The organism is Devosia sp. RR2S18, from assembly GCF_030177755.1.
Taxonomy (GTDB): Bacteria; Pseudomonadota; Alphaproteobacteria; order Rhizobiales; family Devosiaceae; genus Devosia; species Devosia rhizosphaerae.
The window spans coordinates 3,077,580-3,094,140 of record NZ_CP126539.1 but is presented as its reverse complement, the minus strand read 5'-3'; the positions used below and the strand labels follow the sequence as shown (position 1 = coordinate 3,094,140).

The following is a 16,561-nucleotide window of genomic DNA, read 5'->3' as shown; positions in this document are numbered from 1 at the left end:
CGCTTGCCGATATGGGGCGTGCAGGCTATCGATTTGGTATGCCACTGATCTTGCACGAGCTCCCCGCCGCCGATCTCCCGCGTTTCGACGGCTGGCTTACACAACTGCCCGACGGCGAGCGCAATGTTATTGCCAGCGCCAGCGGTACGCTGGGGCCATTGTTTGAAGCGGCGCCCTATCTTCTCGATCTCGCCGAGGCTAATGCCGCATGGTTGGCGTCCGTGCTGGCCGGAGACGCCGACGGGGCCTTCACCGACATTGTCGAGGAAGTCACTGCTGCAGGTCTTTCAGCCGGGGACGAAGCCGCGCTTGCGCCTCAGCTGCGCATCGGCAAGGGCCGTACCGCACTGCTTGCCGCTATCGCCGAAACAGGGGGTTCCTGGAGCACGGCACAGGCCACCGCCGCCCTCTCCGATCTCGCTGATGCTGCACTCGACGCAGCGCTGAACCTGCTGATGCGGCTGGCGGCGGGCAAGGGCCAGCTTGCCTTGCCTCTGGAGCAGGCCAATGCCGCCAATTCCGGTCTGGCCATCTTCGCGCTGGGCAAGCATGGCGGGCAGGAACTGAATTATTCCTCCGACATCGACATCGTCGCCTTCTATGACCCCGACAAGGGGGTGCTCGCCGAGCCGCTGGAAGCGACCAAGCTCTATTCCCGCATGGTCCAGAAGCTGGTCGGGCTCATGGAGGACCGGCAGGCGCGTGGCTATGTCTTCCGCACCGATCTGCGTCTCCGCCCTGATCCCGGTTCGACACCCGTTGCGATCCCCTTCGATGCGGCACTGAACTACTACGAGGTGCGGGGCCAGAACTGGGAACGCGCTGCCTGGATCAAGGCGCGCCCCTGCGCCGGAGACAAAGCGGTCGGTGCCGCCTTCCTCAAGGAGCTTGCGCCCTATGTCTGGCGCAAGCATCTCGATTTCGCCACCATCGCCGATATCCAGGCGATGAAGCGGCAGATCAACATTTCCAAGAACGTCGGGGAGATCCGCGTCGAAGGGCACAATGTAAAGCTCGGCCGTGGCGGCATCCGCGAAATTGAGTTCTTCACCCAAACCCAGCAATTGATTGCGGGTGGCCGGGATAAATCCCTGCGCGTCAAGCCAACAGCGCATGCGCTTGCGGCGCTGGCTGACGCCAACTGGATCACCCCCAAGGCGGCAACCGAGCTCACCCAAACCTATTGGTTCCTGCGGGGCGTCGAGAACCGCCTGCAGATGTTGCGCGACGAGCAGACCCATGTGATGCCGGCCACGGCCGACGAGGTCGCAACGATTGGCAGGCTCATGGGTCGGGCAGATCGGCGTGTCTTCGAAGGCGAGTACCGCGCCGCCCTGGAGCGCGTCGTCGGCTATTATTCCGAGCTCTTTACCGAAGGCGAAACATTGGGAGGCGACGAGGGCAACCTTGTCTTCACCGGCAGCGACGATGATCCGGGTACCCTAGAGACTCTCTCGGCCATGGGCTTTGCCGATCCGCACAAGGTGATAGAGACGGTGCGAAGGTGGCATTATGGCAGCTACGCCGCCACTCGGGCCAGCGCCGCCCGCGCCCACCTGACCGAGTTGCTGCCTAGCCTGCTCAAGACCATCAGCGAGGCTGGCAATGCCGACGGCGCGCTCGAAAAATTCGACGATTTCCTGTCTCGCCTGCCCACCGGCGTCCAACTCTTCTCGCTGCTGCGCGCGCACGCCGATTTGCGGCGCCTCCTGGTGCAACTCATGGCCTCCGCACCGCGGATGTCGGAAGCGGTGATCCATCGGGCCCATGTTATGGATGGGCTGATCGATCCGGCATTCGCCAACGATGTCACCCACCGTGACGTGCTGGTCGCCAAGGTGGATGCGTTTCTCGCCGAGGCGCGCTCCTATGAAGAGATCATCGACCGGGCCCGTATCATCGGCCAGGAGCAGAAGTTTCTGATTGCTGCCGGCCTGCTCTCGGGCACCGTCAGCGCCACTGGCGCGGGCGAACAGTTCACGGCCCTCGCCGAAACCCTGCTGAACCGCCTCTTTGAAAGTGTGCGCGTGGAGTTTCAGCGGCGGCACGGCGTCATCCCCGGTGGGAAAGTAGGCCTCCTCGCTTTCGGCAAGATGGCCAGCCGCGAGATGACCGTGTCGTCGGACCTAGACTTCATCCTTCTGTACGACGCACCTGACACCGAATCCGACGGCGAGAAGTCCCTTTCCACCACGCAATACTATATCCGTCTGACCCAGCGCCTCCTTGCGGCCCTCACCGCCCCAACGGCAGAGGGTGTCCTCTACGAAGTGGACATGCGCTTGCGCCCTTCCGGCAATGCTGGGCCGCTCGCCACCAGTCTCGCCGGCTTTAGTGCCTACCATCGGGATCACGCCTGGACCTGGGAGCATATGGCGCTTACTCGCGCGCGTGTTGTGGCTGCGGATGGCGATTTTGGCGCCGCAATCGACGGCGCGATTGATGAAGTGATGTCGCGGGGGCGGGACTTCGCCAAGGCGGTGGACGATGTCATCTCGATGCGCGAACTTATGGCCAAGGAGCGGTCGGCCCGTCATCCATTCGACCTCAAGCTCGCCCGCGGTGGGATGGTCGATCTCGAGTTTATCGCGCAGTCGGCGCAACTGGTTGCCGGCAAAACCATTGCGCTGCCCCAGGCTATCACCACGCAAGTTCTGGTGCGGATGGAGGAAACCGGCCTGCTCGCCGAAGGCCGTCGCCTGGCCGAAATCCATCAACTCTATACCGCGGTGCTGCAGGTGATGAGTTCGGCCCTTGTCAGCCCTTTCAAGGAGGAAGCCTGGACCGCTGCCTTCAAGGAGTTGCTGGCGGGCCTGACACACTATCCCAACTTCGGAAGGCTTGAGCTCGATATCGAGCAAATGCGGGAGGAAGTCAGCGCCGCTGCGGCCAAGTGGTACGAGAAGGCGCGCTCGCTCTGAGGCTACTCGGCCGCCTGCAGCACGGCAGTCGCCTGGAGCGGCAGGGAAATGGCCACCGTCGTCCCCAGCGACGGGCTGGAATCGATGGCCATGTGTCCGCCGCTGAGTTCGGCAATGGCGCGAGAGATCGAAATGCCGAGCCCTGGTCCTGCGCCTTCACGGGTGAAAGTGGCGTCCCCCAACGCGAAGGGTTGCGAAAGGCTCGCGAGGCGCTCCTCGGTCATCCCCAGTCCTGTATCGGTGATTTCGATCACCACGCCATCGGGAGCGGCATAGGCAGCAAGGGTCACCTGTCCGCCTGCAGGGGTGAACCGGATTGAGTTCTCGACGACATTGCCGATCATGCGGGCAAGCCCGAGACGATCGCCCCGCACCACAGCGCCCGAAGGCTCCCCGCGCAGGAATTCCAACTTGGCGCGCTGCGCCTGTGCCGCATAGCGCTGTTCGATGCCGTTGAGCAGTTCGTCCAGCGGCACGGGATCGCTGCGCAGCGTTTTTTGGCCGCTCTCGAGTTCGGCGAGGTCGAGAATGGTGGCGAAGGAGTTTAGCAGGTGCTCGCCCGAGCTCTTGATCGACTGCACATATTCGCCATAGCGCGCGTCCCCTAAGGGTCCATAGGTCTGGTGCCGCATCAACTCGGCGAACCCGATGATGTGGTTCAGCGGGGTTCGAATGTCGTGGCTGAGATGGGCGAGGAAGTTGGTCTTAGCCCGGCTTGCGGCTTCTGCCTTGAGTTTCTCTTCATGGTAGCGCCGCGCCAGTGTTCGCTGCTCCTCGCGGATGGATGAGAGCAGCAGGTCCGCCTGTTTGCGTTCCGTGACGTCGGTGACCAGCGTCATAAAACCGCCGTCCCGCATCGGACGCTCGTCGATCATGAGGCAGGAGCCATCATTGCGATGTAGTTCCAGCAGGCGATTGCTGTCATCGTCGTTGAGCAGTTTCATGTAGCCGCCAGCGATCAGGCTTGAGACCGCCTCATGGTAGGTCATCGACTTGCTGGTGAGGCTAAGGCGTTCCCGATACTGCGCGTTGCAGACCACGAGCCGCCCCGACTTGGTCCAGCAGGCGATGCCCATGGGGATGGATTCGGCCAACGTTTCGTAGCTGTAGCGCTGGGCGAAATCCGGCATTTCCCAGCTACGGCCGCGCCAGGCAATCAACACCAGGAGAACCGCGAGCCCGAAAGCCATCGCGCCGCGTTGAGCGATCCCAGTGACGGTGGCTTCGGATGAGTGCGCCAGATCAACGCCCGACAGGTCCACCGCTTCGAAGGCTTGTCTCATGTCAGAGCTGCCCTCGGAGACGCCGTTGAGGAAATTTGCCTCGGCAAACGTCATATCGGAGGAGCCGATGCTCTCGAGCAGCAATTGAACTGCCTCGGGGGAAACGTCTGCGAGTTCTTCAGCGAAAGCCTCCGAGATCAGCGCCAGATCGTCACTGGCGTCGTCCAGCGTGCGGACACTGTCATAGATCACGAACAGTGAGGCGGCTACGAAGGCAGTTATGGCTACCGCCGCGGTGACGGGATTGATCGAGAAAGTGCCACAAAACAGATGCGGGGCTGAGCGCTCCCGAGCGGTTACGCGTACCGCCTTGTCTTTGTCTGCGCCGAATCCGGTAGCGCCAGCGCCGGAGGTCTCCGGCGACTGCATGGATTTTCTGATCATGAGAAGGTGCTAACCCCCGCGATTTGCCCTTAACGAACAATGAATCAGGCGGGACTCCGTGTCCATACCTGGCTAGGGGGTTCGAAGGTGCCGACCCGCCAAAAGGCGAGTCGACTGAGTCACTTAGCGGCAGAAGAAAAATTCTTCCAAGAACGTGGTTTAGCTCGCCAGCATGCGGGCCAGAATGTCCGCCGTGTTGCGGCTGAGCGCGCCCTTTGATTGCAGCGCTGATAGGGCCGAATGGGCCGCTTTGCGGCGGCTTTGCTCGAGCATCGGCCAGATCCGGAAGCCAGTCAGCACCCGTGCTGCAACCTGCGGATTGATCTTGTCCACCTCTCCTACGAAGTCCGCCACGAACCGGAAACCGGCGCCATCCCGTCGCGTGAACTGCGTGGGATTGTTCATGGCAAAGGTACCCATCAGCGCCCGCAGCCGATTGGGGTTGGTCTTGGGAAATGCCGGATCCGCCAGGGTGCTGCCGATCCGCTCGATCACCCCCTCCCGTGGCACGCTGGCGGTGACGGCCAGCCACTTGTCCAGCACCAGCGGGTTGCCGCCGAACCGCTCGTAGAAGTCCGCAAGCAGGGCCGGGGCCTCACCGGTCCAGGCCAGTGCACTCGCCGAAAGCGCAGCCAGCCGATCTGTCATGTTCTTGGCATCGTGGTATTGCTGGGCAGCTAAGGCTGCTGCGCCCGCCGCGTCGCTGGCGACCAAGAGCCCCATCGCGCGGTTCCGCAAAGCGCGGCGGCCGGTGCTGGCCGCATCGGGCGAATAGGGAGCATCGCTCGACAGAGCTCGGTACCGCTGCAGTAGGGGCAGGGCGATTGGTTCGAAGACTGCCCTGGTCAATGCCGCGCGAACTTCGTGGATGCGATCGGGGTCCACGTCCTTGCCAATATTGCGCGCGATTTGCGCTTCACTCGGCAATTGCAGAGCCAGAGCCTTGAAGGCGTCGTCGAGGCTCTCGCTGCCCAAGGTATCCCCCATGGCGGCACTGAGGGCTGGAACGTCCGCTTCGCTCCAGGGTGTCCCCTGAATGGCGGCGATCGCCAGAGCCATGCCGACATCCTGCAGGGCCTGCCAGCGACCAAAGGGATCATCATCGTGGCGGGCCAGGAAGAGCTGGTCTTCCATGCCGGCCGTCGTTTCGAGAACAACGGGGGCAGAGAAGCCGCGCAGCAGTGACGGTACCGGCCGGCTGGATACACCGGTGAAAGTCACCTCTGCCCTGGCGGCGTCGAGCACGATCAGGTCGTCGCGCACTTCGGCACCAGAAACATCGCTCCAGTTCATGGGGCTGCCATTGGGGCCGATCAGCGCAAACTTGAGGGGTATCACCAATGGCTGCTTGGTGGGCTGGCCCGGGGTTGGCTGCGTCTCTTGGCTAAGCGTCAGCGTATAACTCTGCCGCTCGGCGTCGTAGCTGTCTTCGGCGGTGAGCTTTGGCGTCCCAGCCTGCAAATACCAGGTTTTGAAGTGCTCGAGATCGACATTGTTAGCTTCAGCGAAGGCCGCGAGGAAAGCCTCGATGGTCGTTGCTTGTCCGTCGTGTCGCTCGAAATAGAGGTCCATGCCCTTGCGGAAGCCCGCTTCTCCCAGCAGGGTCGCCAGCATGCGCACGATCTCGGCGCCCTTTTCGTAAACCGTCGGCGTATAGAAGTTGTTGATCTCCCGATACTGGTCCGGACGGGCAGGGTGCGCCAGCGGTCCGCCATCTTCGGGGAACTGTGCGGAACGTAAGGTTACGACGTCCGAGATGCGCTTTACCGCCCGGCTGCGCTCGTCGCTGGTGAACTCCTGGTCGCGGTAAACCGTCAGCCCTTCCTTAAGGCACAGCTGGAACCAGTCGCGACAGGTGATGCGATTGCCTGTCCAATTGTGGAAGTACTCATGCGCGATGACACGCTCGATATTGTCATAGTCGGCGTCGGTCGCGCTCTCGGGCTGGGCAAAGACCAGCTTGTCGTTGAAGATGTTGAGCCCCTTGTTCTCCATCGCGCCGAAATTAAAGTCGCTCACCGCAACGATGTTGAAGATGTCGAGGTCATATTCGCGCCCGAAGCGACGCTCGTCCCAGGACATGGAACGCTTGAGGCTATCCATCGCCCAGTGGCACTGGTCTTCCTTGCCGTGCTCGCAATAGATCGCGAGATCCACCGCGCGCCCTGAAGCGGTCGTAAAGCTGTCTTTAATGGAGCCAAGATCCCCGGCCACGAGCGCAAAGAGATAGGACGGCTTGGGGAACGGGTCGTGCCAGACCGCATAGTGCATGCCATCATCGGCAGCACCTTTTTCGAGAAGATTGCCATTGGCGAGGAGGACGGGTGCGACATCGCGCGGTGCCCGCATCGTCACCTTGAAGGTGGCCAGGATGTCCGGACGGTCGAGATAATAGGTGATCCTCCGGAAGCCCTCGGGCTCGCATTGCGTGCACCAGGTGCCGCTGGAACGATAAAGGCCCATGAGCTTGGTATTGCCCTGCGGCTGCAGGATGACTTCAGTTTCCAGCACGAAGCGCCGGTGCGGCGGCTCAACAAGGGTGAGCCCGTTTGCGTCGGTCGCGTAGTCCGCTGCCAGCATGGGCGCACCGTCAAGCGCAATGGACTCCAGCCTCAAATCATCACCATCGAGCACCAGTGGGGTACCCGGTGCCGTGTCCGGATGTGGTTCAATCGTCAGCAGCGCCCGGACGCGGGTGTTCTCGGGGCGAATACGGAAGTCGAGATCGACGGAGAGCACGCGATAGGGGCTCGGTGCGTAATCCTTGAAGTAGATGGTGTGCTCGTTTTCCGTGCGCATGGATTGATCCGTCAGTCTGAGGGTGCTTAGTTGTGGCTGCGCCGCAACACTAGATTCGGCGCCATAGTGTATGGTCAGCGGCCGGACGCCACTTCTTTTCTTCTTCTACGCCAATTCGATGGGCTTTGAGGAGAGGGCTCCGCTAGGCCAAAGTCGTTCCTCTGCGCCGGTTTGGGCGTATCGAGCGCAGTATTCGATTTTCCTCCGGTCGAAATCGCACCGGCTCGCACGTCCTCTAGCCATACTCCGGCAAGGTCGGCGCCTCTGCGGTCGACCCTTCATCACGTGGTGATTGCAATGTTGCGTTGGTTTGAACAACGGCTCGATCCTTATCCGCTCCAGGAGCCGGCACAGCCTCCCAAGGGGTTGCTCGCCTTCTGTCTCCATTTTTCCGATGGGGCCAGGCGCTACCTGGCCGCCATGACCATTCTGGGTGCGGCCATCGCTGTGCTCGAAATCATGCTCTTCGGTTTTTTGGGATCGATCGTTGACTGGTTGAGCGCCGCGAACCCCGAGACCTTCCTTGCTGAAGAAGGCTGGACGCTGGTTGGCATGGCAGTGGTCCTGCTGATCGCCATCCCGGGCCTTCAGGTGATCGACGCGATGATTATCCACCAGACGCTGTTGGGCAATCTGCCCCAGCGCATCCGCTGGATGGCGCACCGCTATCTCATTCGCCAGTCGATGAGCTACTTCCAGGACGAGTTCGCCGGCCGCATCGGCGCCAAGCTGATGCAGACCGCGCTTGCGGTGCGCGAAGTCGTCATGAAGGTGCTCGACGTCACCGTCTATGTGGTGGTGTATTTCTCGGGCGCCGTCGTGCTGGCGGCCATGAGCGACATCTGGCTTGCCGTCCCGTTTATCGTGTGGCTCGTCCTCTATGTCGCGCTGCTGCGCTACTTCATCCCGCGCCTGGGCAAGGTCTCCGAAGCACAGGCCGATGCCCGTTCGATGATGACTGGACGCATTGTCGACAGCTACACCAACATTGCTACCGTAAAGCTCTTCTCTCACTCCCGGCGCGAGGAAGGCTATGCCCGCGAAGCCATGGATGGCTTTATTGGCACGGTCTACCGGCAGATGCGTCTGGTGACCCTGCTGCAAAGCGCCATCACCCTCATGAACTGCATTCTGCTGTTCGCGGTGGTGGTAGTCGGCATCTACCAGTGGATGGGCGGCAACATGACCCCCGGCGCCGTGGCCGTCGCGGCGGCGCTCGTGCTCCGGTTCCAAGGCATGAGCCAGTGGGTGATGTGGGAAATGTCAGCCCTCTTCGAGAATATCGGCGTGGTGCGCGACGGTATTTCCTCGCTGGCGCTGCCCAGCATCGTGAAAGACGAACCCGAGGCCAAGGCGCTGCCGGCGGTCAAGGGTGATATCCGGTTCGAGAATGTCTCGTTCCACTATGGCAAGACTGGTGGTGTCATCGAGAACCTCAACCTGCACATCAACCCCGGGGAAAAGATCGGTCTCGTGGGCCGGTCCGGGGCAGGCAAGTCGACGCTGGTGAACCTGCTCCTGCGCTTCTACGACCGTGCCGATGGCCGCATTCTGATCGATGGCGACGATATCGCCCGAGTCACCCAGGATTCGCTTCGCGCCAATATCGGCTTGGTGACGCAGGACACCTCGCTCCTGCATCGCTCCGTCCGCGACAACATCATGTATGGCCGCCCCGATGCGACCGAGGAGATGATGCGGCAGGCGGCCGAGACCGCCGAGGCCGCAGCCTTCATCGACGGCCTTGCCGATGCCAAGGGCCGCACGGGCTACGACGCCCATGTGGGCGAACGTGGTGTGAAGCTCTCTGGCGGCCAGCGCCAGCGCATCGCCATCGCCCGCGTCCTGCTCAAGAACGCACCCATCCTGGTGCTGGACGAAGCAACCTCAGCCCTCGATTCCGAAGTGGAAGCCGCAATCCAGGATCAGCTACAGCTGCTGATGGAAGGCAAGACGGTGATCGCTATCGCCCATCGCCTCTCCACCATTGCCATGATGGACCGGCTGGTTGTGCTCGATAAGGGGCAGATTGTCGAACAAGGCACCCACGCCGAACTGCTCGAAACCGGGGGGCTGTATTCAAGCCTCTGGGCCCGCCAGTCCGGCGGATTCATCGACGCCGAACACTCTGAGCAGGCGGCGCAATAAACGCGTTAGGGGAGGAGCAACAGCTCCTCCCCTTTTGCGCGGCACCTCTACAAGATCGTTGCAAAAACCATCGCAGCCCCATTGGAAGGGGCAGCGAGACCGTTTAGAACGGCGTTGCAATCGATTTCGCTACTCCGACGCGAGTGGCGCGCTGGCGCCATGGCGCCTGCCGGAGGAGCCCAGATGACCATACCCGCCACCTATTCCGCCCTCGATCTGAGCGGCGCCTTCACCCTCACATCACCGACGCGGGATACCAGCCTCCCCATTCAGCTTCCCGGCGATGTTCACTCCGCGCTGCTCGCCGCCGGCGACATTCCCGACCCCTATTGGGGCGAGAACGAAAAGGTGGTGATGTGGGTCAACGAGACAGCCTGGGCGGTCGAGCGACCCTTCACGGCCACGGCTGCGGACATTGATGGCTACCTGACGCTGACCCTGGCCGAGGTGGACTGCATCGCCACTATCTCTCTCAATGGCGAGGAGATCGCCCGCACCGACAACAGCTTTGTGCGCTACGACTTCGACGTGACCGGGAAAGTACGCGAGGGGGAGAATACGCTGCGGCTCGATTTCGCGGTTGCCCCTGAGGTGGCCAAGGCCCGCGCCGAGGCCCACCCATTCCCCATCCCCTTCACCTACAACTACCAGACCAATGGACTGAAGGGCATCCACATGAACTTCATCCGCAAGGCGGCCTGCCACGCCGGTTGGGACTGGGGCATCTGCCTCATGCCCATCGGCGTTTATGGCACCATGAGCCTGCGGAAGTCGCGCCTTGCCCGCCAGGAAAGCGTGCAGGTCGATCAGCAGCACAGTGAGAAGTCAGTCGAACTCACGATAAAGACTCGGCTTTTCGCCTTTGCGGAAGGTGAGGTGAAACTTGAGCATACCATCGCTGGTCAGAAGATCGGCGGCTCGCTAACGGTCCGTCCGGGCGAAAACCTCTTCACTCACAGGGTGAGCATTGAGAATCCAAATCTCTGGTGGCCGGTGGGGCAGGGCGAGCAGCCGCTCTATGATCTTGTCACCGATCTCGAAGGCGAGGTTACGCGCCGCAAGATTGGCCTCCGCAAGCTCGAATGGGTGGTCGAGCCCGACGAGATCGATCACACCTTCAAGTGCCGCATCAATGGTCGCGACATCACCATGATGGGCGCCAACTGGATTCCGGCCGACGCCATTCCCTCGCGCATTACCCCCGCCGTTATTCGTGACCTGCTCGAAAGTGCCAAGTCGGCCAACATGAACATGCTCCGCATCTGGGGCGGCGGCCAATACGAGCCGGACTACTTCTACGAGCTCTGCGACGAACTGGGCATCCTGCTCTGGCACGATTTCATGTTCTCCTGCATGAGCTATCCGTCCAACCGGGAGTTCCTGGACAACGTCCATCTCGAGATCACCCAGCAGGTGCGGCGCCTCTCCCACCATGCCTCGATCGCCCTTTGGTGCGGGGACAATGAAGTCATCGGCTCGCTCAACTGGTATCCCGAAACGCGCTCGGACAAGGAGCGCTACATCGCCAATTACGACCGGCTCAACTCCATGCTGCAGCGCATTGTCGAGGACGAGGATTCGGCCCGCCGCTTCTGGCCATCTTCCCCCTCGCTCGGCTACCTCGATTTCTCGGATGGCTGGCACGCCGATACGCGTGGCGATCTCCACTATTGGGATGTGTGGCACTCGGCCAAGCCCTTCGAAGCCTATCGCGGCATCAATCCGCGCTTTGCTTCCGAATTCGGCTTTCAGTCCTTCACCTCGATGAATGTCATCGAGAGCTTCACCGAGCCGCAGGACCGTAATCCCTCTTCGCCGGTGATGGAAAACCACCAGCGCAACGAGGGCGGCAATGCCCGCATCCTCGAGACGATGACGCGGTACTTCCGCTTTCCGCGCGATTTCGAGCAGATGGTGTTCCTCAGCCAAATCCAGCAGGGCCTCGCCATCAAGACGGCCATCGAATACTGGCGCTCCACCAAGCCGCGCTGCATGGGGACGCTCTATTGGCAGATCAACGACATCTGGCCGGTCGCTTCCTGGTCCTCGCTCGATTATGGCGGGCAGTGGAAGCTGCTGCATTATATGGCCAAGCGCTTCTACCTGCCGGTCAACGTTGTTGCCGTTCCATCAGCCGACAAGCGCCAGATTACCTTCAAAGGCATCAACGACACTGCATCGCCCACCACAATCGGTCTCGAAGTGCGCGCGGTAAAGATCGGCGGCGGCGATCGTGTTGTGTTCTCCGGCAATTGTACCATCAGCCCCGATGCCGCAATGGAAGTTGCCACACTCCAAAGCGCGGACCTTAGCACCGATGAGTTCCTGTTCTTCTCCTGGACCGATGCCCGAGGCATTCTGTTGGGCGAAAACGACTTCTTCCCCAAGGCGTACAAAGCCTATGAGCTTGGCGCACCCACCATCAGCAGTTCCTGGTCCGACAATGATGGCAAGCCCATCCTGACACTCGAAACGGACAAGCCTGCGCTTTTCGCTACCGCCACCGTGGATGTGCCCGGCTTCTTCTCGGATAACGCCGTGACCCTTCTACCCGGCCGCAAAACCGAGCTGAGCTTCTCGCCCCGGCACAACCGTACGGTGACGTCCGCCGAACTTGCTCCCTCGCTGCGCATCCGCAACCTTGCCGAGACCTTCTGAGTTACTTCCATACAAGATTTACCGCCCGTGTGATTGACACGGGCGGCCGCTTCTTTCATCGCTAAGGTCTCCTGCGCACCTCCCCCGCGCCGCATACCGGACCTGCCATGACCGCCGCCGCCAAAGCGTTTCCTGAGGAGCGTCGCCTCCTCGGCATTGGGCTCGCCCTGGGCGCCTATCTCATGTTCACCGGCATAGATAGCTCGGCCAAATGGCTGGGTTCGGTCGGTATCTGGGCGGTCCAGATCGTCTTTCTCCGCTATGCCATTCACCTCGTCCTTGTCGCCGCCATCCACCTGCCGCGATATGGCCGGGGGCTCGTGCGCAGCGGCAATATGCGTCTCCAGTTCTTCCGCGCCATCGCCCTGCTGGGCGCCACCGGGTGCAACTTCCTGGCCGTGCAATACCTACCGCTGACCGTCACCGGCTCCATCGCCTTCACGGTGCCGCTGCTGATCTGCGCTCTTTCCGTGCCCATGCTGGGCGAGACGGTCGGCTGGCGGCGCTGGACGGCCATTGGTGTTGGCTTTCTGGGTGTCCTCGTCATCGTGCGGCCTGGAACAGACGCGTTCCACCCCGCCGCCTTGCTCTGTCTCGTCGCCGCGCTCAGCACGGCCTTCTATATGCTCTTCACCCGCCGCGTAGCGCTGTTCGATAATGCCGCAACCAGCCAGTTCTATGTCGGCATCTTCGCAACGGTGCTGCTCTTGCCTTTTGTGCTCTTCAACTGGTCATGGCCCACCAGTCCCGATGGTTGGCTGGCCTTCTTCACCGTAGGGCTCTTCGGCTTTCTGGGGCACCAGCTGATCACCATGGCGTCGACCATGGCACCAGCCTCGGTCCTCGCTCCGTTCTCCTATTTCCAGATCATCTTCATGTCGGCCTCGAGCTGGCTGATCTTCAACCAGCCGCCCGATGTGTGGCTCTATGTGGGAGCGCCCGTCGTCATCGGTAGCGGGCTCTATATCTGGATGCGTGAGCGTGCGTTGGCCAAGCCGACAACGCCTATTGCTGAGCCGCGCTAGCAGCCTACTTGAGGAGTTCTTCGGGCGACCGGCCCTTGCTCGGCTCCGGTGACTGCGCTGGCCCCTGGGTGATGAGGCGCGCGCTGCGTTGCCCGGTGAGATAGATCCAGAGCCAGTTCAGTGCCACGAACATGCGGTTCTTGGCATCTATAAGGAAGTAGATGTGGGCGAGGCCCCAGACCCACCAGGCGATCCAGCCCTTGAGGCGGATCCAGCCAAAGTCGATCACTGCCGCGCGCTTGCCGATGGTGGCCAGATCCCCCTTGTGCCCATACTGGAACGGCATCGCCCGCGTGTCGCCGGTCAAGCGCGCCCGGATCACCCGCCCCGCGTGACGCCCAGCCTGCTTGGCCGCATCGCCGATCCCCGGCACCGACTTGCCGTCCCCATTGATCATGGCGGCCGTGTCGCCAACTACGAAGATATCGGAGTGCCCCGGCGCCGAGAGATCCGCCTCCACCTTCACCCGCCCAGCGCGATCGGCTTCCACGCTCAGCCACTTTGCCGCCGGTGATGCCTGCACGCCCGCCGCCCAGATGACAGTTTCCGCGGCCAGGAAGTTGTCGCCATAGGTCACCCCATCGCTATCGATCTTGCTGACCATGTTGCCAAGCTCCACCTCCACGCCCAGCCGGCGCAGGGCACCCAGCGTATAGTCGGATAGCTCGGGCTTGAAGTTGGAGAGCACTCGATTGGCGCCCTCGATGACCACCACGCGGGCATCCGCCGGCTGGATGGTGCGGAAATCCCCCGGCAGCGTTTCGCGCGCCAGCTCGATGATCGCCCCAGCCATCTCGACACCCGTCGGTCCCGCGCCAATGATGGCGAACGTCAGGAGGGCGCGGCGCTTCTCCCGGTCAGGCTCCCGCTCGGCAGCCTCGAAGGCCAGCAATAGCTTGCGGCGGATTTCCGTCGCATCTTCGAGCGTCTTGAGGCCGGGCGCGAAGGGCTCCCATTCATCATGACCGAAATAGGCATGACGGGCGCCCGTGGCGATGATCAGGCTATCATAGGATATCGGGGCGCCGTCCTCGATCAACACGCGCTTGGCCGCCGTGTCGACCCCACTGACCGTTGCCAGCAACACTTGGACATCGCGCCGTCGCCGCAAGATGTGCCGAATGGGCCAGGCGATTTCCGCAGTCCCAAGCGCAGCGGTGGCCACTTGGTAGAGCAGGGGCTGGAACAGGTGATGGTTCCGCCTGTCGATCAGGGTAATGTCCACCCCCGCGCCATCCAGCGCCTTGGCGGCAGCCAGCCCGCCGAAGCCTCCACCGATGATGACGACGTGATGCCGTTCTCCAGCCAAGATGCGCCCCTTCATCTCTTAGGCTTCGACACTGCGCCCCTTTGGCTGGCGGAGCAAGTCAGTGGGGGCGCACTGTTTGTCGCCAGTGACTTGCGTAGGCCTCGAACCCCTCGAGCTCTAATGGCGCTACCGCTTCGCCTCCGGCCAGCAGATGTGCGGCGCCTTTGAATAGCATCATCGCGCCCAGGCTCGTACCCGTGGCATCGGCGGAGATGCGGACCGGCACGCCCGTAAGCCGCGCCAGCGCCTGCGCATAAAGCCGGTTGCGCGCCAGCGGACCCTCGATGATGATCTCCCGGCCCAGCCCGCACAGCGAGAGGCACGCTTGCGTGACGAGGGCCAGATAGAGCGATACCGCCGCAGTCCGCTCCCCCGCGCTCAACTGCGCTTCGTCATGGGTCCACCGACCGACAAGATGGGGAAAGGGCCCCACGCCGGGCACAAAGCTAGGCCGGGCCTGGATGGCATCGGAGACGACCCGGCTGTTATCGGCGTCACTGGGCTCGGCGGCATTGGGCACCAGCATGTCGAACTCGCGCCCGCCCATGAAGCGTGCGGTGGGCACGGGGCGCCCGAACGCATCGACATTGGCAAGGCTGTCCCGTTCGGCATCTAGGCCAGCGGTGTCACCCCCCACGGTCATGCAAATCGTCCAGGTGCCACTCGAAACAATGGTGAAGGGCGCCTCATGCGCACCGAGATGCGGCACCAGCGAAGAATTGGAATCGTGGATCCCGCAGGCGACCGGCGTTTCCGCCGATAATCCCGTCTGCTCGGCAATGTCCGGCAGCAGCGTGCCCAACACCGTGGCCGCAGGCATCACATTGGGGAAGAAGGGTTGCCAGCCCATCTCCACCACCAGAGACGAGAACCGGCCGGCATTGGGGACCCACAGATCGGTGTGGCAGCCAAGCGAGGTCACCTCGCTTGCGGCAACGCCGGTCAGCCGCCACGCCCAATATTGGGGGTAAGTGAGGATGTGGGTGACCTCGGCAAAGCGGTCGGAAAAAGCCCGGCTCTGCCAAAAGATCTGTGCGCCCAGATTAAGCCCGTTGGGCAGCCGAGGCGACAGCGTTTCGTTGAACTCGGGGCGCACTGCTGCATATTCCAGCGCCGTCTCTTCGGGGCCAGCATGCTCATAGTCCAGCACCGGCAAGGCGAGTTGGTCATGCGCCACCAGGGCTGCGGTTGCCCCATGCGTGGTGATGGAAATGCCATCCACTCCATAGCATGCCTGAAGCTCCTTCAAGCCGCCAAGAATGAACGCCCACAGCCGCTCCACATCGGCATGGGGATAGATGTCGTCTCCGAGCACCGTATTGGGCGTACTGCGGACGGCGAGTTGCTCATGGGTTTGGGCATCCAGCAGCACCAGCTTGGCATTGGTCTTGCCGATATCGATAACGGCAATCTGGCGAGGTGCTGGCATGGTCTGGCGCTCCGATAGAGATGCAGCGGCAATAGCCCAATCGCCGCTGCCATTCCATAGCGAGGCGCCGTGCTACTTGACGATCAGCACGGGAAGGCTCGAGCGCGCCAGCACTTCGGCCGCCTGGCTGCCCAGCAGCAGTCGCCCGATACCGCGCCGTCCATGCGAACCCATCACGATCAGGTCCGCCTTCTGGTCCTTTGCCGTATCCAGAATGGCGTCTGCGGTTTGCCGCTCCGCCACATGGAGCACTTCGATCGTCTGCTGCCCTTCTGCGGCAACCTTCTTGGCGCCTTCCAGGATGTGGTTCGCCGCCTCCGCATTGGTCCGCTCAAGATCGGCAATGACCTGCCCGGTGTCCATGATCATGCCACCGGCGCTCGAGGCATAGAGCATGGACGGCTCCGTTGCGGTCATCACCACCACTTTGGCACCATCGAGCCTGGCGAGTCCGAGGCCGTGCCGCAGCGCCTTGGTGGAAAGGTCCGAACCATCGGTCGCGATAAGAATCTTGGTATACATGCTGCCCTCCTTGGTCATGATGCGTCCAGAATGCACCGGTCCGGCTCCGCGAGCTTTGATCCAGATCACTTGCCCTGCAATTG

General features: G+C 62.2%; 9 protein-coding genes. 4 read left to right on the top strand and 5 right to left on the bottom strand.

All coding sequences use genetic code 11. The features are described 5' to 3' along the window. The first annotated feature begins 38 nt into the window (after positions 1-38). A complete protein-coding gene (locus QOV41_RS15175; RefSeq protein WP_284577638.1) occupies positions 39-2,921 on the top strand; it encodes a bifunctional [glutamine synthetase] adenylyltransferase/[glutamine synthetase]-adenylyl-L-tyrosine phosphorylase in 2,883 nt (960 codons plus the stop codon). 2 nt (positions 2,922-2,923) lie between these two features. Here the strand turns inward: QOV41_RS15175 and QOV41_RS15170 are convergent, their stop codons facing one another. Together QOV41_RS15170 and pepN are read right to left on the bottom strand one after the other, a co-directional pair. Continuing rightward, positions 2,924-4,588, bottom strand: coding sequence for a sensor histidine kinase (locus QOV41_RS15170; RefSeq protein WP_284577637.1), 1,665 nt, complete (start codon positions 4,586-4,588; stop codon positions 2,924-2,926). Positions 4,589-4,747: 159 nt separating this feature from the next. Beyond that, positions 4,748-7,387: an aminopeptidase N gene (gene pepN, locus QOV41_RS15165; RefSeq protein ID WP_284577636.1), complete on the bottom strand. Its 2,640-nt coding sequence runs from the start codon at positions 7,385-7,387 to the stop codon at positions 4,748-4,750. A 297-nt stretch (positions 7,388-7,684) separates the two neighbouring features. On the opposite strand from pepN, the gene QOV41_RS15160 reads away from it, so the two are divergent. The 3 genes from QOV41_RS15160 (at position 7,685) to QOV41_RS15150 (ending at position 13,218) form a co-directional block, all read left to right on the top strand. After that, on the top strand, positions 7,685-9,535 hold the full coding sequence (locus QOV41_RS15160; RefSeq protein WP_284577635.1) for an ABC transporter ATP-binding protein: 1,851 nt from the start codon (positions 7,685-7,687) through the stop codon (positions 9,533-9,535). A 183-nt stretch (positions 9,536-9,718) separates the two neighbouring features. Beyond that, entirely contained in the window at positions 9,719-12,193 is a 2,475-nt protein-coding gene (locus QOV41_RS15155) for a beta-mannosidase (RefSeq protein ID WP_284577634.1), read from the top strand. 107 nt (positions 12,194-12,300) lie between these two features. Then, positions 12,301-13,218: a DMT family transporter gene (locus QOV41_RS15150; protein WP_284577633.1), complete on the top strand. Its 918-nt coding sequence runs from the start codon at positions 12,301-12,303 to the stop codon at positions 13,216-13,218. 4 nt (positions 13,219-13,222) lie between these two features. Here the strand turns inward: QOV41_RS15150 and QOV41_RS15145 are convergent, their stop codons facing one another. From QOV41_RS15145 to QOV41_RS15135, 3 genes are all read right to left on the bottom strand, one after another. Then, a complete protein-coding gene (locus tag QOV41_RS15145) occupies positions 13,223-14,542 on the bottom strand; it encodes an NAD(P)/FAD-dependent oxidoreductase (protein ID WP_284577632.1) in 1,320 nt (439 codons plus the stop codon). 43 nt (positions 14,543-14,585) lie between these two features. Continuing rightward, a complete protein-coding gene (locus QOV41_RS15140; protein ID WP_284577631.1) occupies positions 14,586-15,956 on the bottom strand; it encodes an FGGY-family carbohydrate kinase in 1,371 nt (456 codons plus the stop codon). A gap of 72 nt (positions 15,957-16,028) precedes the next feature. Then, positions 16,029-16,478: a universal stress protein gene (locus QOV41_RS15135; protein ID WP_284577630.1), complete on the bottom strand. Its 450-nt coding sequence runs from the start codon at positions 16,476-16,478 to the stop codon at positions 16,029-16,031. Positions 16,479-16,561 lie beyond the last annotated feature (83 nt).

Bases quoted from the DNA above. Each gene is read 5' to 3' on its own strand.
- QOV41_RS15160 (WP_284577635.1), top strand. From the start codon at position 7,685: ATGTTGCGTTGGTTTGAACAACGGCTCGATCCTTATCCGCTCCAGGAG.
- QOV41_RS15140 (WP_284577631.1), bottom strand. From the start codon at position 15,956: ATGCCAGCACCTCGCCAGATTGCCGTTATCGATATCGGCAAGACCAAT.
- pepN (WP_284577636.1), bottom strand. From the start codon at position 7,387: ATGCGCACGGAAAACGAGCACACCATCTACTTCAAGGATTACGCACCG.
- QOV41_RS15135 (WP_284577630.1), bottom strand. From the start codon at position 16,478: ATGTATACCAAGATTCTTATCGCGACCGATGGTTCGGACCTTTCCACC.
- QOV41_RS15145 (WP_284577632.1), bottom strand. From the start codon at position 14,542: ATGAAGGGGCGCATCTTGGCTGGAGAACGGCATCACGTCGTCATCATC.
- QOV41_RS15170 (WP_284577637.1), bottom strand. From the start codon at position 4,588: ATGATCAGAAAATCCATGCAGTCGCCGGAGACCTCCGGCGCTGGCGCT.
- QOV41_RS15150 (WP_284577633.1), top strand. From the start codon at position 12,301: ATGACCGCCGCCGCCAAAGCGTTTCCTGAGGAGCGTCGCCTCCTCGGC.
- QOV41_RS15175 (WP_284577638.1), top strand. From the start codon at position 39: ATGCCACTGATCTTGCACGAGCTCCCCGCCGCCGATCTCCCGCGTTTC.
- QOV41_RS15155 (WP_284577634.1), top strand. From the start codon at position 9,719: ATGACCATACCCGCCACCTATTCCGCCCTCGATCTGAGCGGCGCCTTC.